The sequence below is a fragment of the Methylobacterium sp. Leaf104 genome, assembly GCF_001422885.1.
Taxonomy (GTDB): Bacteria; Pseudomonadota; Alphaproteobacteria; order Rhizobiales; family Beijerinckiaceae; genus Methylobacterium.
Genome location: NZ_LMMZ01000001.1, coordinates 563,658 through 585,129, shown reverse-complemented (window position 1 = coordinate 585,129; position 21,472 = coordinate 563,658). Strand labels below are relative to the sequence as shown.

Below are 21,472 nucleotides of genomic sequence, written 5' to 3'. Positions count from 1 at the left end.
CCCGCGACCACGCGAGACCTCATATGACGTGCCATGTTAGGTTCGTCACGCGACCGCGCCAACGTTTCCTCACCCCAACAGAGCACAGAATCCCGCATGTGGGGTCCCCGCGCCACCGACGATGCCGTCCCGGTCGCTCCCGCGCCGCTGATCGACCCGTTCCAGCGGGCGATTACCTACCTGCGCATCTCGGTCACCGATCGCTGCGACCTGCGTTGCGTCTATTGCATGTCCGAGGACATGCAGTTTCTGCCGAAGCGCGACCTGCTCTCCCTCGAAGAACTGGACCGGCTCTGCGCCGTCTTCATCCAGCGCGGCGTGAAGAAGCTGCGCATCACCGGCGGGGAGCCGCTCGTCCGCCGCGACATCATGCACCTGTTCCGGCGCCTGTCCCGTCACCTCGGCACGGGCGCCCTCGAAGAGCTGACGATGACCACGAACGGCACGCAGCTCGGCCGCTTCGCGCCGGAACTGGCCGAGCTCGGCGTGCGCCGCGTCAACGTCTCCCTCGACACCCTCGACCCGGACAAGTTCCGCGCGGTGACCCGCCGGGGCGACCTCAAGGTGGTGCTCGACGGGATCGAGACGGCGCGGAGAGCCGGCATCAAGGTCAAGATCAACGCCGTGGCGCTGAAGGGCGTCAACGAGGACGAGATCGCCGACATGATCGCCTGGGCCCACGGCGACGGCATGGACATGACCCTGATCGAGGTCATGCCGCTCGGCGAGATCGAGGGCGACCGCACCGACCAGTTCCTGCCCCTCTCGGTCGCCCGTGCCCGGCTCGAGCAGCGCTACACGATGACCCCCCTGCCCGACCGCACGGGCGGCCCGGCGCGCTACGTGCGCATCGCCGAGACCGGCGGACGCCTCGGCTTCATCACGCCGCTGACCCATAATTTCTGCGAGAGCTGCAACCGGGTGCGCCTCACCTGCACCGGCAAGCTCTACATGTGCCTCGGCCAGGAGGACGCCGCGGATCTCCGCGCGGCGCTCCGCGCCTCACCCGACGACGCCCTGGTGACCCAGGCGGTGATCGACGCCATCGCGCGCAAGCCAAAGGGCCACGACTTCGTCATCGAGCGGGCGCGGCCCGCCGCCGTGCCGCGCCACATGAGCGTCACCGGCGGATAAGTCCCCGCATCGGTTTGACGCTCGCGAGCATCGCTCCTAGACCCCGCTCGTATTCAGGATACGAGCGGAGATGATGATGGCGAAGGTCGCGTTTCTGGGCCTCGGCGTGATGGGCGGCCCGATGGCCCGCCACCTCGCCGCCAAGGGCCACGAGGTCACCGTCTACAACCGCACCACGGCCAAGGCCGAGGCCTGGGTCTCCGCCCATGGGGGCGCCTTCGCGGCCACGCCGCGCGAGGCCGCGAAGGGCCAGGCCATCGTCTTCGCCTGCGTCGGCAACGACGACGACCTGCGCAGCGTCACGCTGGGCGCGGACGGCGCCTTCGCCGGCATGGAGACGGGCGCGGTCTTCGTCGACCACACCACCGCCTCGGCCGAGGTCGCCCGCGAACTCGCCGACGCCGCCGGGGCCGCCGGCCTCGGCTTCGTCGACGCCCCCGTCTCCGGCGGACAGGCGGGCGCCGAGAACGCGGCGCTGACCGTGATGTGCGGCGGCGAGGCCGAGACCTACGCGGCGGTCGAGCCCGCCATCCTGTGCTTTGCCCGCGCCAGCCGCCTGATGGGTCCGGCGGGCTCCGGCCAGCTCACCAAGATGGTCAACCAGATCGCGATCGCGGGCCTGGTCCAGGGCCTGTCGGAGGCGGTGCACTTCGCCAAGCGGGCGAACCTCGACGTCGAGGCCGTGCTGGAGGTGATCTCCAAGGGCGCCGCCGGCTCCTGGCAGATGGAGAACCGCGGCAAGACCATGAACGCGGGCAAGTTCGACTTCGGCTTCGCCGTGGACTGGATGCGCAAGGACCTCGGCATCCTGCTGGCCGAGGCCCGGCGCAACGGCGCCCAGCTGCCCGTCACCGCCCTCGTCGACCAGTTCTACGCCGACGTGCAGGGCATGGGCGGCAGCCGCTGGGACACCTCGTCCCTCATCGCCCGGCTGGAGAAGTGACACCGGAGCTCGATGAGCCTGCCTCGTCGCGCTCTGCCCGCGCGACGGCGCGGCGGCGGCCGTCCGCCGGATCTCGGGGAGACCGACCTACGGGGCAGGCTCCCCGAGGCTTGACATCAGCGCCGCTCGCGCCCGCCCGAGGGCCGCCTCGGGCGGCGTCCAGAGCCAGTCCGTGCCCATCTGATGCCGGAACCAGGTGAACTGGCGCTTGGCGTAGCGCCGCGTGTCGCCCTGCCCGCGCCGGATCGCCTCCGTCCGGGAGAGGGCCCCGTCGAGATGGGCGATCAGGCTCGGCACCCCGTGGGCGCGCATGATCGGCAGCAGCGGATCGAGGCGCCGGTCGCGCAGGGCCTCGACCTCGCCCAGCGCCCCCTCCGCGATCATCGCCTCGAACCGCGCGTCGATGGCCCGGCGCAGGGTCTCGCGCTCGGGCGCCAGGAACAGCTTGAGGAGCGGCAGGCCCGCGAGCGGGCCGGGCGTGCGGGCGCCGTGGAAATCCGCGATCGGCCGGCCGGTGGCGGCGAACACCTCGAGGGCGCGCATCACCCGCGCCCGGTCGCTGGGGCGCAGGCTCTCGGCCCCGGCCGGGTCGAGCGCGGCCAGATCGGCGTGGAGATCCTCCGTCGCCCGGCCCTCGGCCCGCAGGCGCAGGGCCGAGCGGACCGCGTCCGGCACCGGCGGCAGCTCCGACAGCCCCTCCTCCAGCGCCCGGAAATACAGGCCGGTGCCCCCGGCGAAGATCGGCAGGCGGCCCGCCTCGCGTAACGTCCGGAGCAGCGGCTCCGCCTCGCGGGCGAAGTGCCCGGCCGAGTAGTTCACCGCGCCGTCGACATGGCCGTAGAGGCGGTGGGGCGCGAGCCCCTCCTCGGCCGGGCTCGGCCGGGCCGAGAGCCGGCGCAGATCGGCATAGACCTGCATCGAGTCGGTGTTGACGACCACGCCCCCGAGGTCGCGCGCCAGCGCCAGGGCCAGACCCGACTTGCCCGAGGCGGTCGGCCCTGCGATGAGGATCGCCGCCGGCAGGGTATGCGCGTGCGCGCGTTGCGTGACCGGCGGCACTGCGTGGAAAGCTCCCGGATGACCCTCGTCGCGATCCTGATAGCAAACGAGAGCCGCCCCGCCATCACCGATGCGGTGCTGGCCGAGACCCGGGCGGTGATGCGCACCGAGCACCAGCCCCGCATCCTGCACGGGGAGGTCGCCGCCGAGCTCCTGGTGCCGGGCGCGGAGGCGGATGCGCCGGCGCTCACGCGCCGCCTGCGCGCCGCCCTGGCCTCCGAGCCGATCGACGTCGCGGTCCTCGGCGCCGGTCCGCACCGGCGCAAGCGCCTGTTCCTGGCCGACATGGACTCGACCATGATCGAGCAGGAATGCATCGACGAACTCGCCGACACGATCGGCCTGAAAGACCACGTCGCCGAAATCACCGAGCGGGCGATGCGGGGCGAGATCGCTTTCGGCCCGGCCCTGCGCGAGCGCGTCGCCCTCCTGCGCGACGTCCCCGTGGACAAGATCGACGCGCTGATCGCCGAGCGCATCACCCTGACGCCGGGCGGGCGCACCCTGGTGCAGACCATGAAGGCGCACGGCACCCATACCTGCCTGATCTCGGGCGGCTTCACCCTGTTCACCGGCCCGGTCTCGGCCCGGATCGGGTTCGACGAGGCCCACGCCACCACCCTCGGAATCCGGGACGGCCACCTCACCGGCGAGGTCGTCGAGCCCATCGTCGACAAGGAGACCAAGCGCGCGACCCTGATCGCCCTGCGCAGCCGCTTCGGCCTCGATCCCGCCGAGACCCTGGCGGTGGGCGACGGTGCCAACGACCTCGCCATGATCGGCGAGGCCGGCCTCGGCGTCGCCTTCCGGGCCAAGCCCAAGGTCGCGGCCGCCGCGCAGGTCCGGATCGACCACGGCGATCTGACGGCCCTGCTCTACCTGCAGGGCTATGCCTCGGCCGAATTCGTGGGCTGAGCGGCACAGGCATGCCGGGGCGCCGCAGGCGAGCCCGGCCCCGAAGGGGCGCGCCAGTGGCGTGCAATCCGGAGCCGCCGACCCCGCAAGACCCTGCGCCACCTGTGTTTCCCGATCCCGGGCTCCGCCGCGCGACCCCGGGATGACGGGGAGCGACGGGACATGCTTCGGCCGGTGGATCGGCCGGCCGCGAATCGGAGCAGCCCTACCCACCAAAACGAAACCGCCGCCCTTTCGGGCGGCGGCTGGATGCGTCCGAATGGCGTCTGGGGATCAGTCGATCCCGAGGGCCACGAAGCGGACGTCGCCGGAGGCGCTGGCGACCAGGAGCAGGACGGATTTGCGGCCGTCCTTCTTGAGCTGGTCGATCCGCTTGCTGACGTCGGCGGGCGCGTTGACCGCCTCCTGGCCGACCTCGACGATGACCTCGCCCGGCTTGATCTGCTTGTCGGCCGCCGTGGAATTGGGGTCGACCCGGGTGACGAGGACGCCCTTGAGGCCGTCCTTGAGGCTGTAGCGCTTGCGCGCCTCGTCGGTGATCCCCGAGAGGTTGAGGCCGAGCACCTGGCGCACGGCACTCTCGGCCTCCGGCTGCTTGACGCTGGCCAGGGTCGGCTTCTCGGTGTCCTCGAGGCGGCCGAGGGTGACGGACTTGGTGGTCTCGGCGCCCTTGCGGATGACGAGCACGTCCACCGTCTTGCCGACCGGGGTCGAGGCGACGATCCGCGGCAGGTCGCTCGACGACTTCACCGCCGTGCCGTTGAACTTGACGATGACGTCGCCGATCTCGAGGCCGGCGGCCTTGGCCGGACCCTTCTCGTCGACGCCCGCGACCAGGGCGCCCTTGACGCCGTCCTTCATGTCGAGGGCCTCGGCGGTGGTCTCGTCGACGTTCTGGATGCGCACGCCGAGCCAGCCGCGGCGGACCTCGCCGAACTCGCGCAGCTGGTCGATGACCTGCGAGGCGTTGTTCGACGGCACCGCGAAGCCGATGCCGACCGAGCCGCCGGTGGGCGAGAGGATCGCGGTGTTGATGCCAATCACCTCGCCGTTCATGTTGAACAGCGGGCCGCCGGAATTGCCCTTGTTGATGGCCGCATCCGTCTGGATGTAGTTGTCGTAGGGGCCGGACTCGATGTTGCGGCCCCGCGCCGAGACGATGCCGGCCGAGACCGAGCCGCCGAGGCCGAACGGGTTGCCGATAGCGATGACCCAGTCGCCCGGCCGCATCTTCTCGGAATCCCCGAACGGGACGGCCTTCAGGGGCTTGCCGGCTTCCGGCTTCACCCGCAGCACCGCGAGATCGATCTTGGCATCCTTGCCGATGATCTCGGCCTTCAGCTTGGTGCCGTTGTGCAGGATGACCTGAATGTCGTTGGCGTCGCCGATGACGTGGTTGTTCGTCACCACGATGCCGGAAGCGTCGATGATGAAGCCGGACCCGAGGGAGTTGGACTTGCGCTGCTGCGGGCGCGGGCGGTCGGCCTCGCTGCGGTCGCCGCCGCCGCGCTGGCCGCGCTTGTTGAAGAACTCCTCGAACAGGTCTTCGAAGGGCGTGCCCTGCGGAAGCGGCGAGCCGGAGCGGGCGTTGGGGCGGGCCTCGACGGTGGTCGAGGCCGAGATGTTCACCACCGCGTCGGTGACCTGGTCGGCGAGGTCGGCGAGGGATTCCGGTCCCTTGGCGAAGGCCGGCGCCGGAAGGCCGGCCACGGCGACGGACGTCGCCAGCGCCGCGGCGGCGAGGGCGGAGCGCAGGCTGCGCTGGAGCGCTCGGGAACGGGGCGCCCGGACGGCGCTCGCAACGGGAACCATGGTCGACCTCATCTGTGTCAGGACGGTCTTAGATCGTCCGCGCCGGTCCCCGATCAAGAGTCCGGCGGCGAACCAGGGTCCGCCGCCGGCACGGGATCGCGTTCCGTCAGCGGGTACTGCCCGTCGTGCCGGGCTCGGCCGGAGCCCGCGTGCGGGCGGCCGGGCTGGTCGGTGTCCGGCCCTGCGGATCGCTGAAGTAGCGGAAGAAGTCCGAGGACGGGCTGATCACCAGCCGGGTGTCGGAGCCCTTCAGCCCGGTCTCATAGGCCTGCATCGAGCGGTAGAAGCTGAAGAAGTCCGCATCCTTGCCGTAGGCTTCCGCCAGGATCCGGTTCTTGTCGGCGTCGCCCTGGCCGCGCAGGGTCTCGGCCGTCTGGTTGGCCTCGGAGAGCACCACCGTCACGTCGCGGTCGGCCTTGGCCTTGATCGTGACCGCGATCTGCTCGCCGTTGGCGCGGATGTCGGCCGCCTCGCGCTGCCGCTCCGTCGTCATGCGCTTGTAGACCGCCGAGCTGTTCTGGGTCGGCAGATCGACGCGGGTCATGCGCAGGTCGACGATCTCGACGCCGAGTTCCTTCGCCTGCCGGTTCACGTCGGCCTGGATCTGGTTCATCAGCTCGGCGCGCTGCGTCCGCACGATGGCGTCCCGGGTCGAGCGGGCGAGCAGGTTGCGCAGGGCCGAGTTGGTGAAGCTCGCCAGCAGGGTGTTGGCGCGGGCGATGTTGTTGGCCGACTGGTAGAACTTCAGCGGATCGATGATCCGGTAGCGCGCGAAGGCGTCCACCTCGAGGTTCTGGCGGTCGGTGGTCAGCAGGGTCTGCACCGGCAGGTCGAGGTCGAGCACGCGCTTGTCGAACACGACCACGTTCTCGATGAAGGGGACCTTGAAGTAGAGGCCGGGCTTGTCGGTGCCGGTCTGGTTCAGGACGGCGCGGACGCCGCCGAAGCGGAGCACCAGGGCCTGCTGCATCTGGCCGACGGTGAAGACCGAGGCGTAGAGGCCGACGACGATCGCGGCGGCCGCGATCATCAGGCCGGTGCGGAGGGCTTGGTTGTTCATCGGGCCACTCCACCGGCAGCGTTGCGGGGACCGAATTCGGTGAGCGGCAGCACCGGCAGCACGCCGGCGGCGCTGGCGCCCGCACCCGTGCCGGACCCGTTCTGATCGATGATCACCTTGTTGACCGAGCCCAGGACCCGCTCCATCGTCTCGAGGAAGATGCGCTCGCGGCTGATCACCGGCGCGCCCTTGTAGGAATCGTAGACCTGGTTGAAGCGCGCGGCCTGACCGGTCGCCTCCGCCGTCGCCTGGGTCTTGTAGGCCTCCGCCGCCTGGACGATCCGCTGGGCCTCGCCTCGGGCCTGCGGCACCTTCTGGCTCTCGTAGGTGCGCGCGTCGTTCTTGGCGCGCTCGGCATCCTGCTGCGCCGCGTTCACGTCGAAGAAGGCGGGGCGCACCTCCGGCGGGGGCTGCACGCTGACGAGCTGGACGAGTTCGATGCGGACGCCCGCGCCGTACTCGTCGAGGGCCTTCTGGGTGATCTCGCGGACCTCCTGGGCGACGCTCGACTGCTCGTTGGTGAGGATCGGCTGGATGTTGCGCCGGCCGACCACCTCGCGCATCGCGCTCTCGGCGATGGCCTTGATCGTGCCCTCGGGATTCTCGAGGTTGAAGACGTAGTCGGAGGCCTTCAGCGGATTGACGCGCCACTGCACCTCGAAGTCGAGGTCGACGATGTTCTCGTCGCCCGTGAGCATCAGGCTCTCCTCGGGCTTGTCGACCGTCCGGGTCTGGTTGCCGAGGCCGGCGCGGTAGCCGATCTGCACGCTGTTGACCTGGCCGACATTCGGCTTGAGCACGGCGCCGATCGGGGCCGGGAAGTTGTAGTTCAGGCCCTGGCCGGTGGTGCTGAGGTAGCGCCCGAAGATCGTCTCGATGCCGACCTGCTGCGGGGCCACGGTGTAGAAGCCGGTGGCGAGCCAGACGGCGACCACGATGCCGCCGGCGATCAGCAGGCCGCGGCCGCCGCCGAAGGAGCCGCCCGGAAGCACGCCGCGCAGGCGGTCCTGGCTGCGCCGCAGGAGTTCCTCGAGGTCGGGCGGGGTCTTGCCGCCGCCGCCACCGCCGCCGCCCCACGGGCCACCCCCGCCGCCATTGCCGCCGCCGCCTCGGCCCCAGGGCCCTCCCCCGTTGCCGCTACCGCCGCCGCTCTGATTGCTCCAAGGCATGCTCGCCGATCTCTCCTGTTCCAGCAGCGTCTGCGCCGCGCACGAAGCCCACCCGCGCTTCCCGTCCCGGCCTCTGTCAGGAGGCGGGCCGGAACTCCCCCGCGTGGACAAGAGTGTTGATCTCGTCGTGACCCGACCCTGGCACCTGCGTGGGCGCGCGTGATCCTGTCAAGATTGCCACTTGGGCATCGGGTGCGGGAAAGACAACCGCAGCGGCCGCCATTGCGCAATGGGTCGCGGTGCCATGGTTTACGGTGCGCGCTCCAGATCGACGAAGCTGAAGGCGCAGGCGTCGTGCTCGCCGGGCGGGTGCGCCTCGCGGTGCGTCTCCCGGTAGCGGCTCCGCTCGAAGGGCGGAAACACGGTGTCGCCCTCGGGCGCCAGGTCGACCTCCGTGAGGTGGATGCGCTCGGCGTGCGGCAGCGCCAGGGCGTAGATCTCGCCGCCGCCGGCCACCATCAGCTCGTCGGCCCCCTCGGCCGCCGCGAGCGCGCCGGCCCAGTCATGCGCCACCGCGACCTCGGGCACCGCGAAGCCGGGATCGCGGGTGAGCACGATGGTGCGCCGGCCGGGCAGCGGCCGGCCGATCGACGCGAAGGTCTTGCGCCCCATCAGCAGGGGCTTGCCTAGGGTCAGGGCCTTGAACCGGCGCAGGTCGCTGCGCAGGCGCCAGATCAGGTCGTTGTCGCGGCCGATGACGCCGTTGCGGGCGACCGCCGCGATGATCGTGACGCGGGGGGCCGGCATCAGACCGCCACCGGCGCACGGATCGCCGGATGGGGCGCGTAGCCCTCCACCGCGATGTCCTCGAAGCGGAAGTCGAACAGCGAGGTCACGGCCGGATCGAGCACGAGGCGCGGCAGGGGGCGGTGCTCGCGCGTCAGCTGGAGCCGGGCCTGTTCGAGGTGGTTCGCGTAGAGATGGGCGTCGCCCAGCGTGTGGACGAAATCGCCGGGCTCCAGCCCCGTCACCTGCGCGATCATCGCGGTGAGGAGCGCGTAGCTCGCGATGTTGAAGGGCACGCCGAGGAAGACGTCCGCCGAGCGCTGGTAGAGCTGGCACGAGAGCCGGCCGTCCGCCACGTAGAACTGGAACAGGCAGTGGCACGGCGCCAGCGCCATCCGGTCGAGGTCGGCCGGGTTCCAGGCCGAGACGATGAGGCGCCGGGAATCCGGGTTGCGCCGGATCTCGTCGAGGACCCAGGCGATCTGGTCGACGCTGCCGCCGTCGGGCTTGGCCCAGGAGCGCCATTGCCGCCCGTAGACCGGGCCGAGGTCGCCGTTCGCGTCCGCCCACTCGTCCCAGATGCTGACGCCGTTGGCCTGGAGGGCGCGCACGTTGGTGTCGCCGGTGAGGAACCACAGGAGCTCGTGGATGATCGAGCGCAGGTGGAGTTGCTTCGTGGTGACGAGGGGGAAGCCCTCCGCGAGGTCGAAGCGCATCTGGTGCCCGAACACCGAGAGGGTGCCGGTGCCGGTCCGGTCGTCCTTGCGCACCCCGTCCTGCAGGATGCGTTCGAGTAGCTGGTGATAGGCGTGCATCGCGGCTCCCGGGCGGGCACCCGGAATACCCCGAAGCGCCGGGGCTGGCGAGGTGGCGGGCCGGGGCGTCAACAGGTCGTGCCGGCCGCGCGCTCAGCCCAGGGCCGGTCCGAGCACGTAGGCGATCATCGCGAGGTTGCTCCAGGCGTGCAGCACGATGCCCGGCCAGAGCCGACCGCTGCGCCAGCGCACCCAGCCGAGGATCAGCGCCAGGGGAATCAGCGAGACCGGCCGGGCGAAGCCCGCCGGCGTGAGGTGGGCGCCGGCGAACAGCAGCGCAGTCGCCAGGATCGCGCCCCGCGCCGCGAAGGTCTCCCGCGCCCGGGCGAACAGGGCGCCCCGCATCAGCAGTTCCTCGGCCACCGGCGCCAGCACGATCACGTAGGCGAACCACAGGGCCGCCGCCGTGGGGGTCAGTCCGGGCGAGAGGGCGGTGTGCCGCCCGATGGGCATCCGGAACAGCTCGGCGCTGCCGGTGACCCAGGTGATGTGGAGCATCGGCCAGACCAGAAGGATCACGGCGAAGCGGCGCGCCGACAGGCCCGGGGCGCCGGGTCCCCAGGGCGGCGGCACCGGCGCCACCAGGGCCAGGGTCCGGCGCCAGGCCGCCCCGTCGCGCCAGCGCACGGCACCGATCACCAGGAGGGCGAGGACGAGCTGGCGGACCACGTCCACGGCGAGCTCCCGCATGGCGAGCTGGCGCGGATGCAGGCGCGGCCGCTCGCCGCCGAGGACCGCGATGCCGTCGATCCAGTCGCCGCCGACCCGCACGATCACCAGGGCGAGGAGGGTCGCCACCGCCAGCGCCAGGAACGCCGCGAAGGCCAGTCCGACGAGCGCCGTCACGGCGCCGAGGCCGGTCCGGACCCGCGACGGACGGGGCGGGACGGGCGCCGGCCGCACGGCCTGCGGTCCGGGCACCGGCGGCCCATCATCGGGCTTCAAATGCTGCGGCACTCCCACTATAATCAAGGTGTTGGCCGACGGGCTCGGCGAGGGCGGGGATCCGGCGGCGCCGGGGCGAGGGTCGGGACCGGAACGGTAACCCGGTCGCGCGTCTCCGGACCACGGGCTTTTGGACGCAAGGGTCCGAGGCTCGACAGGCTTCGGGTTTTGGCGGAAGCTCGGTCCGCGACAGGGGTCTCGGCCGTTCAGGCAGGGTTCTGGGAGGGCCGGGCACCGGTACTCCCATTCGATTTTCATCCGACCCGGAGCGCCATCGCGGCGTGAGACGGCGGGCAGTGACCGGGCATAAGCGACCGCAGATGGCAGACGACCTGATCCGCTACGATCTCCTGGTACAGGACGCCCTGCGCGGCGTGGTGCGCAAGGTGCTGACCGACGCGGCCCGCGAGGGGCTCGCGGGCGAGCACCACTTCTACGTCTCGTTCCGCACCGAAGCGCCGGGCGTGCGCATGTCGCAGCGCCTGCGCGAGAAGTATCCGCAGGACATGACGATCGTGCTCCAGCACCAGTTCTGGGACCTCGGCGTCACCGAGCACACCTTCGAGGTCGGCCTGTCCTTCTCCGGGGTGCCCGAGCGCCTGCTCGTGCCCTTCGACGCCCTGACCGGCTTCTTCGACCCGTCCGTCCAGTTCGGCCTGAAGTTCGATCTCAGCGAGGGCACGGAGGCGGTCGCCACCGAGGAGGAGGCCGAGGACGCGCCGACGCTCGGCGGCAAGACCCCGCCCCGCGGGGCCGCCTCGGAGCCGACCGAGATCAAGCCGAAGGGCACGGGCCTCGCCACCATCGGCGGTGCCGTCCCCAAGATCGGCACCGCACCGGCGCCCGCCGCCCAGGCCGCGAAGTCGGAGGACGGCTCGGAAGCCAAGCCTGCGGCCAAGAAGGCCGAGGACGGCAGCGAGACCAGCGCCGAGGTCGTCAGCCTCGACGCCTTCCGCAAGAAGAGCTGATCGACGGGGCGCCGATCGGGGCCGACGCCCGCCGACGGCACCGCGCCCTGATTCCGGGGCGGTGCAGCGGCGTGCGATCCCAAGGCGCCGACGGGCTCAAGTCCGACACAACCTGCCCGTCCGGATCCCGCGCTGCGCTGCGCGGTTCCGGGATGACCCGGCGCCACGCGCGGGTTCTGCCGACGCCGGCCTCCGCGCGTCGGGGGTCGCCCGACCATGCCGCCGCGGGCGACTCCCCACAGGCGCCATCCCTCACCCCCGCGGGTTCACCGTCATGTGCAGCCCGTGCTCCGGCCGCAGCGTCACGCGGTGCAGCGGGACCACCGGGGCGTGGTCGTCGGCCAGGGTGAAGCGGGCGGCGCGGGCGATGTGGGCCAGCACCACCACGGCCTCCTGCAGCGAGAAGCTCTGGCCGATGCAGACGCGCGGCCCGGCCCCGAACGGCAGGTAGGCGAAGCGCGGGATCGCGGCCCGCGCCTCGGGCAGGAAGCGCTCGGGCATGAAGGCGCCGGGCTCCTGCCACAGGGTCCTGTGGCGGTGGAGCACGTAGGGCGCCACCATCACCAGGGAGCCCTTGGGAATCTTGATCCGGCCGAGCCGGTCCTCGGCGATGGCCTGCCGGCTCAGGAACGGAACCGGCGGAAAGAGCCGCATGGTCTCCTCCATCACGGCCTTCGTGTAGGGCAGCGCGTCCGCGTCGAAATCCTGACCCGCCGGCACGGCATCGACCTCCGCCTCGATCCGCGCCCGGGCATCCGGGTCCTGCGACAGGCAGTAGAGCGCCCAGGTCAGGGCGTTGGCGGTGGTCTCGTGGCCGGCGGCGATGAAGGTGACGATGTTGGCCTTCACCTCGAGGTCGGTCAGGCCCTGTCCCGTCTCCGGGTCCTGCGCGTTGAGCAGGAGCGTCAGCAGGTCGGCCGGCGCGGAGCCCTGCGCGATCAGGGCGCGGCGGCGGTCGATCAGCTCGTCCACCACCTCGGCGAAGAAGCGGATGGCGGGGCGCGCCCGCAGGCGGCCGATGCGGGGCACGAAGCCCGGCACCCCGAACACATCGAGGGGATCGATCGGCCCGACCGATTCGAGGAAGCGGGTGATCGCCCGGCCCAGGGCGTCGGGGTCGCTGGCGAGCCCGTGGGTGAAGATCGTCCGCTCCAGGACGTCGAGGGTGACGCGGGTCATCTCCAGCGCGACGTCGATGCGGGTGCCGTCGCGGCGCGCCAGCCGCCGGGCAATGCGGGCGCCGGCCGCGTTCATGGCGACGTTGAAGCCCAGCACGTGCCGGGCGGAGAAGATCGGCGCCAGGGTCCGGCGCTGCAGCTTCCACTCGTCACCCTCGGCGGTGAGCAGCCCGTTGCCGAGGCCGGGGGCGAGGACGCGCCGCTGCAGGTCGTCCTTGCGGTAGTTGGCGGCGTTCTCGACGTAGAGGTAGCGGATCAGGGCCGGGTCGCTCACCACGGTGACACGCCCGAGGGCGCCGTCGGCGGCGACCACCGGCTTCTCGAAATGCACGTCGAGCCAGGTCGTCAGCGGGTTGGCGCGGGCCGCCTTGAGGAAGCCGAACAGGCCCGGCTGCTCGCGCAGGGGCTTCGGGACCGCCGGGCGGAAGCGGACCGGCGCGGCAGGGTCGACACGGCCTTCGGCGAGGGCGGCGGCTCGCGACATCGAGGACAACTCCGGGACCCGGGGGGTCGATCGAGAGGGGCTGACAGGGCATGACATTTCGGCGCCGGGCACACGGCCCGCTGGACATGCGCCATCGCGGTTTGGTTGCGTGCGGTTTAAGTAGGGTCCGATTTAGCCAGACGAAGAGGCCACGATGTCGCCCACCGAGACGCCCGCCACCCGCACCGAGTCCGACACCTTCGGCCCGATCGAGGTCCCGGCGCATCGCTACTGGGGCGCGCAGACGCAGCGCTCGATCCAGAACTTCAAGATCGGCACGGAGCGGATGCCGGCGCCCCTGGTCCACGCGCTGGGCATGGTCAAGCAGGCCGCCGCCCTGGTGAACCAGGATCTCGGCGCCCTCGACCCGAAGGTGGCCCAGGCCGTGGCGGCCTCCGCGGCCGAGGTGGTCTCCGGCGAGCACGATCAGGAATTTCCCCTGGTGGTCTGGCAGACGGGCTCCGGCACCCAGTCGAACATGAACGCCAACGAGGTGATCGCCAGCCTCGCCAACGAGTTGCTGGGCGGCAAGCGCGGCGGCAAGTCGCCGGTCCACCCCAACGACCACGTCAATCGCGGGCAATCCTCCAACGACGTGTTCCCCACCGCGATGCACATCGCGGTCTCGCGCGAGATCAACGACCGGCTGCTGCCGGCCCTCAAGCACCTGCAGGACGCGCTCCAGGCCAAGTCCGAGTCGTTCGCCTCCATCGTGAAGATCGGCCGCACCCACCTGCAGGACGCGACCCCGGTCTCGCTGGGCCAGGAGTTTTCGGGCTACGTCGCCCAGGTGGCGCTCGGCACCGAGCGCGTGAAGGCGACCCTACCGGGCGTGCTGGCGCTCGCCCAGGGCGGTACGGCGGTGGGCACCGGCCTCAACGCCCATCCCGAATTCGCGGAGAAGTTCGCCGCCAAGGTCGCGGAGCTGACGGGCCTGCCCTTCACCTCGGCCGCCAACAAGTTCGAGGCGCTGGCGACCCACGACGCCCTGGTGTTCACGCAGGGCGCCCTGACGGCCCTGGCCTCGGGCCTGTTCAAGATCGCCCAGGACATCCGCTTCCTCGGCTCGGGACCGCGCTCGGGCCTCGGCGAGCTCTCGCTGCCGGAGAACGAGCCGGGCTCGTCGATCATGCCGGGCAAGGTCAACCCGACCCAGTGCGAGGCCCTGACGATGGTCTGCGCCCAGGTGATCGGCAACGGCACCACCGTGAGCTTCGCCGGCAGCCAGGGCAATTTCGAGCTGAACGTGTTCAAGCCGGTGATCGCCAACGCGGTGCTGCAGTCGATCCGCATCCTCGCCGACGCGGCCGTGAGCTTCACCGACAATTGCGTCGTCGGCATCAAGGCCAACGAGGACAAGATCGCCGACCTGATGAGCCGCTCGCTCATGCTGGTGACCGCGCTCGCGCCCTCGATCGGCTACGACAAGGCCGCCGAGATCGCCAAGACCGCGCACAAGAACGGCACCACCCTCAAGGAGGAGGCCCTGCGCCTCGGCTACGTCACGGCCGAGGAGTTCGAGCGCGTGGTGCGCCCCGAGACGATGCTGGCGCCCAGCGCCGAGTGAGGGAGCCGACCGGCATGGCGGAGATCATCAACCTGCGCCAGGCCCGCAAGGACCGGGCGCGGGTGGAGAAGGAGGCGAAGGCGGCGGACAACCGCGTCGCCTTCGGCCGCCCGAAGAAGGCCCGGACCCTGGCCGAGGCCAAGAAGGCGATCGAGGTCTCGCGCCACGAGGGCCACAAGCTGGTGGGGCCGGATTCGGAGGGGTGAGGGCGATGGCGGGCGCGCATCCACCTCCCCCGTCTTCGGGAGAGGGCCGGGATCTGCGATGACCACCGGCGTCACCAAGCGCTCCGTGATGATCGCGGGCCACCGCACCAGCGTGTCCCTGGAGGACCCGTTCTGGGAGGCTCTGCGCGAGATCGCGGCGGCGCGCGGCCAGTCCGTCCAGGCCCTGATCGGCGCCATCGATGCCGGACGGGAGGGCCAGAACCTCTCATCCGCCCTGCGGGTGTTCGTGCTGGCGAGCGTGCGCGCCCCGGCCTGACGCCCGCGGCGTCGGCCGGCGGATGTCCTGGAGGCTGCGCGAGGCAGGCGCGCCGAAGGTCCGGCGGAAGGCGTTGGCGAAGTGGGCCTGGTCGGCGAAGGCCGCCGCGTGCGCGGCTCCGGTGAAGGTGGCGCCCTCCACGACCGCCGCGATGGCGCGGCGCATGCGCAGCCAGCCGCGATAGCGCCGGAACGGGACTCCCACCGCCGCGCTGAACAGGTGCTGCATCCGCGAGGACGACAGCCCGGCCGCGGCGGCGAGCCGGCCCGCGCTCATCCGGGCCTCCTGGCAGGCGCGCAGGTCGACGAGGATCCGGGCGATCCGGGCATCGATCGGCCGGTCGCTCCGGCGCGCCGCGAAGGCGGTGAGATCGACGACGGCCGCGCCGGCCCAGTCGCAGGCATCGGGCCGCTCGAAGAGCGCGCGCAGGGCCTCGACCTCGCCGCTCCGGCCCACGAGGGCGCCTCCGACCGGGTCGGCCGGCCCCATCAGCCCGGTCAGCGCCCGGGGTCCGGCCTCGGGCTCGCGGTAGAGGACGCCGAGGGGATCACCCCCGCAATCGAGCTCGTGCAGAACGCCGGCCGGGATGAAGGCGTTGCGGCAGGTGATCCAGTCCCCGCCCGCGAACCGGATACGGAAGGCGCCGTAGAGGCCGGCGAGGTAGACCGGCGCACCGTGCTGATGGCTCGCATTGTAGGCGAGCGGCCCGGCAAAGAGCGTGTGGCCGCCCGCAACGTGCCAGATCGGAGCGGACGACGCATCGGCGGGCGCAGCACGTTCGTACAAGCTGGCCGCCCTCCCGCCGCGATAGACCGTCCGCGACCGGTCCCGCGACCATCCTGACGGAACCGGAGCTGCCGGGAAATCCCTCGCGATGACCGAACTCACCCGCCGCCACCTCACCGCGGCCCTGGCCGCGGGCCTCGCCCTGTCGCGCGCCGCCCTGCCCCGTGCCGCCCTGGCGACGCCCGCGCCCGCGGGGCTTCGGGAGATCCGCCTCGGCGCCTTCACCGTCACCGCCCTGAGCGACGCCGATGCCGCCATCGACGGCCCCTGGCCGATCGTCGGCGAGGATCGGCCGAGGGCGGAGGTCGCGGCGCTGATGCGGGCGAACGGCCTCCCGCCGGATCGCTTCACGCCCGGCTTCACGCCCCTCCTCGTCAGGACCGGGCGGGAGACCGTTCTGTTCGACACCGGCAACGGCGCGGTCGGCTTCGTGACGCCCCCGGCCGGCGGGCTTTTGGCGCACCGCCTGCGACAGGCCGGCCTGTCGCCGGACGAGATCGACCTCGTGGTCCTGACCCATTGCCACACCGATCACATCGGCGGCCTGCTGGAGAACGGGACGCCGCTGTTTCCGCGGGCCGAAATCGTTCTGGGTGCGGCCGAATTCGCCTTCTGGTCCAGCGACGACCGCCTCGCCGCGCCGCCGGACGGCAACGCGTACCGGTCGGCCCGCGTCTTCCGCAGCCACCTCGCTCCCTTGGCTGACCGCCTCCGCCTCGTGGCGCCGGGCCAGACCGTGGTGCCGGGCATCGACGCCCTGGCGGCCTTCGGCCACACGCCGGGCCACCTCGCCTTCCACCTGGAGAGCGAGGGCCAGCGCCTGCTGGTCTGGGGCGACTGCGCCCACCACGAGGTCGCCTCGCTGGCCCGGCCCGACTGGCACGCCCTCTTCGACATGGACAAGGCGGCCGGCGCCGCGACCCGTCGGACGATCTACGACATGGCCGCCACCGATCGCGTCCTCGTCGCCGGCTACCATACCGCCTTCCCGTCGCTGGGACATGTCGTCCGCGACGGGCTCGGATACCGCTGGCTCCCGATGGCGGACCGGCCCCGGCGCTGACGCGCCCCTACTCCGCCGCCAGCATCGTCCGCGCCGGCAGCCCCTCCAGGACCGCCGGCTTCGGGCCGCCCGTCGCCCAGTCCAGCAGCTCCGCCGTGTGCACGATCGGGATCGCGGTGCCCTTCCCGATCTGGGTTGCGCAGCCGATGTTGCCGGTGGCGATGACGTCGGGGCGCATCCGCTCGATGTTGGCCACCTTCCGCTCGCGCAGGCGGTTGGCGATCTCGGGCTGGAGGATGTTGTAGGTGCCGGCCGAGCCGCAGCAGATATGGCCCTCGGGCACGTCCTTCACGGTGAAGCCGGCTGTCTTCAGGAGATTCTTCGGCTCGGTGCGGATGCCCTGGCCGTGCTGCATCGAGCAGGCGGAATGGTAGGCGACCACCAGGTCGGTCTCGACGATCGGCGGCATCAGGCCGATCGTGGCCATGTACTCGGTGACGTCCTTTGCGATGGCCGACACCCGCTTCGCCTTCTCCGCATAGGCCGGGTCCTCGCGGAACATGAAGCCGTAATCCTTGATCGTCGTGCCGCAGCCGGAGGCGGTGACGAGGATCGCGTCGAGGCCGGCGCCGTCCATCTCGGCGATCCAGGCGTCAATGGTCCTTTGCGCCTGGGCATGCGACGAATCCGCCTTGCCCATGTGGTGGGTGAGCGCGCCGCAGCAGCCCTCCCCCCGGGCCTGGACCACCTCGACCCCGTGCCGGGTGAGGAGGCGGATCGCCGCCTCGTTGAAATCGGGACGCAGCACGCTCTGGGCGCAACCGCGCAGCAGGGCCACGCGACCTCGACGCGACGGTGCGGTATACCCATGCAACGCCGCGCTCGCTTCCAGGGCCCGCGTCTCGGCCGGGAAGGTGCCCGGCCGGTCGGTCGGGTTGCGGTTCGGCAGGTGGGCCGGGGCGAGGTCGAGCATGGCTGCGAGGCGATTTCCCACCCGCGGCAGGCGCGCCACCAGGGGCCGGAACGGAGCGCCGACCTTCGCGCCCAGGAGCGCCAGCCGGAAGCGGTTCGGGTAGGGCAGCACGAAGGCCAGCACGCTGCGGAGCAGGCGGTCGCTCAAGGGACGCCGATAGGTTTCCTCGATATGCGTCCGGGCATGGTCGACGAGGTGCATGTAATGCACCCCCGAGGGGCAAGTCGTCATGCAGGACAGGCACGAGAGGCAGCGGTCGACATGCTTGACCACCTCCGGCACCGCCGGCTTTCCACCTTCCAGCATGTCCTTGATCAGGTAGATCCGCCCGCGGGGGGAGTCGAGTTCATCGCCCAGGAGCAGGTAGGTCGGGCAGGTCGCGGTGCAGAACCCGCAATGGACGCAGGTCCGCAGGATCTTCTCGGACGCCGCCATGGCCGGGTCCGCAAGCTGCGTCAGGCTGAAATTGGTCTGCACGGCGTGTCCTCGGGTCCACCCTCGTGCCGTCCATCGGGTCCGGCCCGTGTCGGCATCGTCGTTCTTGGCGTCCTCTGTTTAGAGCGTCTCGTGCCGGTTGCCGAGCCTTGGAATCGCTCCGAACAGCACCCCCGCCGCGACCTCGCCCCGCACAGGCCCCAGCTCAGAGGCCGGCGTACATTCGCCCCGGATTGAACAGGCCATGGGGATCATGCGCCGCCTTGATCCCGGCGGTGATCCGCATCAGAGGCTCCGAAAGCGGCTCGAAGACCGGCACTGCGGCGCGGACGGCATCGGGCGCCCGCACCAGGGTGGCGTGTCCGCCCTCCGCCCGAACCGCCGCCCGGACCGCTTCCGCGCCGGCATCGCCGGCCACATCGGTCGCGAGCCAGATCAGGCCGCCACCCCAATCGTAGAACCAGCGGGCCTCGCGCTGCGCACCGATCGCGGCCGTGACGGCGGGTCCGCGGGTCGGCGCCGTGGAAATCCGCCAGATTGCGGCATCGCGCGGCGCGGCGAAGGCGGCAGCGTCGCGAATCCGCGCCCAGAGGGCGATCCCGGCCTCGCCCTCGATGATCTCGGGCTGGCCGAAGCGCTTGAGCAGGCGGCGCAATTCGCCGAGCCGATAATCGATCGACTCCGAAAAACCCTCGATCCGCATCAGCGTCCGAGCGGGCCCGCCCTTGATGCCGGCGGGCAGGTGCGCGGCCCCTGTGAGTTCGAAGGGCGAGCCGAGGGCCGCGCTCAGGGCCGCGACGGCGCGGACATCGTCGAGGTCTGGAAAGGCGAGGGTCGCGACCCGCTCCTGAACGGGCAGCACCTTGAAGGTCACTTCCGTCAGGAGACCGAGGGTGCCCCAGGAGCCGGCCATCAGCTTTACCAAGTCGAGGCCGGTGACGTTCTTCATCACCCGGCCGCCCGATTTGATCGCCTCGCCGCGCCCGTTGATGAAGCGTACGCCGATCAGGCTGTCGCGGGCGGCACCCGCATTGATCCGGCGCGGCCCGGAATTGTTGGCGGCCGCCACGGCACCGAAGGTCGGCTCGCCGGTACTCCCCAAGAGGGGACGATGGTCCATCGGCTCGAAAGGGAGCATCTGGCCGCGCGCGGCGAGCAGCGCCTGAACCTCGGCCAGGGGCGTGCCGGCACGGGCGGCGACGACCATCTCGGCCGGCTCGTAGAGGGTGATTCCGGTCAGACCGGCGCTGGAGAGGGTGGCCTCGTCCTGGGCCGGCCGGCCGATCCCGCTCTTGGTCGCACCGCCGACGAGCCGCAGCCGCTCGGAACTCGAAGCCGCCGCGCGGACGATCTCGGCCGCCGCGCCCTCGTCGTGAGGCTCATATGCACGCATCGTTTCCTGCCCGATCCGGGGCGCTCTGCGGCGCCCTCGATCCTGTTCCTACGCTGTCACCTTAGAGGACCTTCGCCGCGATGGCATCCGGTGCGGACCGGCTATTCGGCGGGCGCCGCTTCCGCCGGAGGTCGGGCGAAGCGGGCTTCCACGTGCCCCCGCAGGCCCGCGATGTCGAAGAGCCAGACCAGCGCGCCGTAGATCACGATGCCGAGGGGCACACCGATCATCAGGACCCGGGCCGGTTCGATGTGGCGCAGGGGCAGGAGGCAGAGCGCCATCGCCAAACAGGCGGTGCAGGCCGCCAGGATCTCCCACCATGGCAGTCGCAGGCGGTCGGGTCCGGTCAAGGCGCGCCAAGCGAGGAGCAGGGTGGCGGCGGCGAGCCCGAGGGTCTGCGCGATCGCGACGCCCTCGGGTCCGAGCCGGGGCGGCAGGATCCACAGGCCGAGCGCGTTAAGGCCGAGCCCGACCAGGGCGGCGGCGATCACCGGGCGGGTCCGGCGCCGGATCTGGAAGATCGGGTTGAGCGCGAAATTCATCATCGCCAGGCAGAAGAAGCCCGGGACCATCAGCCCCGCATAGGCGGCGAAGGGGCCGCGATAGGCCTCCGGCACCACCAGGGCCTCGAGAGCCGGGAGGACCGCCCAGAACCCAACCGCGCAGGGCAGCAGCAGCGCGACCACGACGCCGATGTTGAGCCCGACCTGGCGCTCGGCGGCCGCACGGCCCTCCTCCTCCTCGACCCGGACCGCGAGCTGGAACAGCAGCAGGTCGAGGGCGGTCCCGAGGGTGCCGATGCTCCGCGTCGTCACGTCGGCGGCGAGGGCGAAATAGCCGGCCTCGGCAAGCCCCGCATGGGCGGCGATGCTGCCCCGGTTCAGAAACGGCATCAGTTGATAGATCGCGTTGGCGGCGATGAGTGGCAGGCCGTAGGCGACGAAGAGGCGCCAAGCTTCACGCAGCTTCAGGCGTACCCGCGGGGCGACGGGATCGCGCAGCGGGCGGTGCAGGAGCAAGATGGCGAGGGCTTGGCTGACGCCCGCCGCCGTCAGCACCCAGACCGGCTGGGGAAAGAACCAGGCGGCGCCCGCCATCAGCACGAAGGCGAGGCCGTTCTTGACCGCCACGAGGTTGAAGTAGAGCCCGCCGTCGAAGCGGGCGCGGGCGAGCGCGGCATGGTAGTCGAACACTCCGATGCCGAGGGCGGCCACCGCCGCGCCCGCCGTGATCGCGAGGCGGCTCCCGGCACTGGGCTCGATCGTCAGCCCCAGGCCGGCGCAGATCACGGCCGCGGCGAAGAGCGCCAGCGCTAGGACCGCGTAGGCACGGTCGAGGCCTTGCCGGATCCAGGGCTCGTCGAGGCGAACCCGCGCCGAGTAGAACCGCGTCGCCGAGAGGCGCAGCCACTCGAACAGGACGGTGTTGGCCACGATGGCGCCGGCCGTCGCGAGGGCGAACAGGCCGAAATCCGCAGGACCCAGCAGCTTGGCGATGAGAAGGCCGAGGATGAAGTTCAGGCCGGCATTGAGGACGAAGGCAGCGATCACGGCCATGGCGCGGACGGGTCATCCTCGAATGCCGGCTGAGGGGGGGCATCGCCGCGCAAGGCTCTAGCGCGCGC

20 protein-coding genes are annotated in these 21,472 nt (G+C 71.5%); 8 read left to right on the top strand and 12 right to left on the bottom strand.

Features of this window, described 5'->3' with window-relative positions; all coding sequences use genetic code 11:
- Positions 1-96: 96 nt before the first annotated feature.
- Both moaA and ASF49_RS02740 read left to right on the top strand, forming a co-directional pair.
- Entirely contained in the window at positions 97-1,134 is a 1,038-nt protein-coding gene (gene moaA / locus ASF49_RS02745) for a GTP 3',8-cyclase MoaA (protein ID WP_056467258.1), read from the top strand.
- A gap of 76 nt (positions 1,135-1,210) precedes the next feature.
- On the top strand, positions 1,211-2,077 hold the full coding sequence (locus tag ASF49_RS02740) for an NAD(P)-dependent oxidoreductase (RefSeq protein WP_056467970.1): 867 nt from the start codon (positions 1,211-1,213) through the stop codon (positions 2,075-2,077).
- Between the two features lie 87 nt (positions 2,078-2,164).
- On the opposite strand, the gene miaA is transcribed toward ASF49_RS02740, so the two are convergent.
- Positions 2,165-3,136: a tRNA (adenosine(37)-N6)-dimethylallyltransferase MiaA gene (gene miaA, locus ASF49_RS02735; RefSeq protein WP_056467253.1), complete on the bottom strand. Its 972-nt coding sequence runs from the start codon at positions 3,134-3,136 to the stop codon at positions 2,165-2,167.
- A gap of 18 nt (positions 3,137-3,154) precedes the next feature.
- Between miaA and serB the strand changes: the two genes are divergently transcribed.
- A complete protein-coding gene (gene serB, locus ASF49_RS02730; protein ID WP_056467249.1) occupies positions 3,155-4,051 on the top strand; it encodes a phosphoserine phosphatase SerB in 897 nt (298 codons plus the stop codon).
- 273 nt (positions 4,052-4,324) lie between these two features.
- On the opposite strand, the gene ASF49_RS02725 is transcribed toward serB, so the two are convergent.
- The 6 genes from ASF49_RS02725 to ASF49_RS24145 form a co-directional block, all read right to left on the bottom strand.
- Positions 4,325-5,863, bottom strand: coding sequence for a DegQ family serine endoprotease (locus ASF49_RS02725; protein WP_056467246.1), 1,539 nt, complete (start codon positions 5,861-5,863; stop codon positions 4,325-4,327).
- Positions 5,864-5,969: 106 nt separating this feature from the next.
- Positions 5,970-6,923, bottom strand: a complete 954-nt coding sequence (hflC, locus tag ASF49_RS02720; RefSeq protein WP_056467243.1) for a protease modulator HflC — start codon at positions 6,921-6,923, stop codon at positions 5,970-5,972.
- Positions 6,920-8,092 carry an FtsH protease activity modulator HflK gene (hflK, locus tag ASF49_RS02715; RefSeq protein WP_056467240.1) on the bottom strand — a complete coding sequence of 391 codons (1,173 nt, stop codon included), beginning with the start codon at positions 8,090-8,092 and terminating at the stop codon, positions 6,920-6,922. Before hflK ends, hflC begins: the two co-directional genes overlap by 4 nt.
- 249 nt (positions 8,093-8,341) lie before the next feature.
- A complete protein-coding gene (locus ASF49_RS02710; protein WP_056467237.1) occupies positions 8,342-8,839 on the bottom strand; it encodes a dihydrofolate reductase in 498 nt (165 codons plus the stop codon).
- Positions 8,839-9,633: a thymidylate synthase gene (locus ASF49_RS02705; protein ID WP_056467234.1), complete on the bottom strand. Its 795-nt coding sequence runs from the start codon at positions 9,631-9,633 to the stop codon at positions 8,839-8,841. The genes ASF49_RS02710 and ASF49_RS02705 overlap by 1 nt, the downstream gene beginning before the upstream one ends.
- A gap of 93 nt (positions 9,634-9,726) precedes the next feature.
- The gene (locus ASF49_RS24145; RefSeq protein ID WP_243214313.1) at positions 9,727-10,554 is read right to left on the bottom strand and encodes a CPBP family intramembrane glutamic endopeptidase; all 828 of its coding nucleotides are present in this window, start codon (positions 10,552-10,554) and stop codon (positions 9,727-9,729) included.
- A 344-nt stretch (positions 10,555-10,898) separates the two neighbouring features.
- On the opposite strand from ASF49_RS24145, the gene ASF49_RS02695 reads away from it, so the two are divergent.
- Positions 10,899-11,546, top strand: coding sequence for an SspB family protein (locus ASF49_RS02695; RefSeq protein WP_056467231.1), 648 nt, complete (start codon positions 10,899-10,901; stop codon positions 11,544-11,546).
- Between the two features lie 252 nt (positions 11,547-11,798).
- Here the strand turns inward: ASF49_RS02695 and ASF49_RS02690 are convergent, their stop codons facing one another.
- The gene (locus ASF49_RS02690) at positions 11,799-13,208 is read right to left on the bottom strand and encodes a cytochrome P450 (protein WP_056467227.1); all 1,410 of its coding nucleotides are present in this window, start codon (positions 13,206-13,208) and stop codon (positions 11,799-11,801) included.
- 154 nt (positions 13,209-13,362) lie between these two features.
- Between ASF49_RS02690 and fumC the strand changes: the two genes are divergently transcribed.
- The 3 genes from fumC to ASF49_RS02675 are packed head-to-tail and all read left to right on the top strand — an operon-like array spanning position 13,363 to position 15,258.
- Positions 13,363-14,775 carry a class II fumarate hydratase gene (gene fumC / locus ASF49_RS02685; protein ID WP_056467216.1) on the top strand — a complete coding sequence of 471 codons (1,413 nt, stop codon included), beginning with the start codon at positions 13,363-13,365 and terminating at the stop codon, positions 14,773-14,775.
- Between the two features lie 14 nt (positions 14,776-14,789).
- A complete protein-coding gene (locus ASF49_RS02680) occupies positions 14,790-14,981 on the top strand; it encodes a DUF4169 family protein (protein ID WP_056467212.1) in 192 nt (63 codons plus the stop codon).
- A 58-nt stretch (positions 14,982-15,039) separates the two neighbouring features.
- Positions 15,040-15,258, top strand: coding sequence for a ribbon-helix-helix domain-containing protein (locus ASF49_RS02675; RefSeq protein WP_056467209.1), 219 nt, complete (start codon positions 15,040-15,042; stop codon positions 15,256-15,258).
- On the opposite strand, the gene ASF49_RS02670 is transcribed toward ASF49_RS02675, so the two are convergent.
- Entirely contained in the window at positions 15,208-16,044 is an 837-nt protein-coding gene (locus ASF49_RS02670) for a helix-turn-helix domain-containing protein (RefSeq protein WP_056467207.1), read from the bottom strand. The two genes, ASF49_RS02675 and ASF49_RS02670, sit on opposite strands and share 51 nt — an antisense overlap.
- A gap of 88 nt (positions 16,045-16,132) precedes the next feature.
- On the opposite strand from ASF49_RS02670, the gene ASF49_RS02665 reads away from it, so the two are divergent.
- On the top strand, positions 16,133-17,107 hold the full coding sequence (locus tag ASF49_RS02665; RefSeq protein ID WP_082510756.1) for an MBL fold metallo-hydrolase: 975 nt from the start codon (positions 16,133-16,135) through the stop codon (positions 17,105-17,107).
- Positions 17,108-17,114: 7 nt separating this feature from the next.
- Here ASF49_RS02665 and ASF49_RS02660 read toward each other — a convergent pair whose 3' ends face one another.
- The 3 genes from ASF49_RS02660 to ASF49_RS02650 form a co-directional block, all read right to left on the bottom strand.
- Positions 17,115-18,497: a heterodisulfide reductase-related iron-sulfur binding cluster gene (locus ASF49_RS02660; protein WP_056467204.1), complete on the bottom strand. Its 1,383-nt coding sequence runs from the start codon at positions 18,495-18,497 to the stop codon at positions 17,115-17,117.
- Between the two features lie 163 nt (positions 18,498-18,660).
- Positions 18,661-19,848, bottom strand: a complete 1,188-nt coding sequence (glcE, locus tag ASF49_RS02655) for a glycolate oxidase subunit GlcE (protein WP_056467201.1) — start codon at positions 19,846-19,848, stop codon at positions 18,661-18,663.
- Between the two features lie 101 nt (positions 19,849-19,949).
- Entirely contained in the window at positions 19,950-21,404 is a 1,455-nt protein-coding gene (locus ASF49_RS02650; protein WP_056467198.1) for a polysaccharide biosynthesis C-terminal domain-containing protein, read from the bottom strand.
- Between the last annotated feature and the right edge of the window lie 68 nt (positions 21,405-21,472).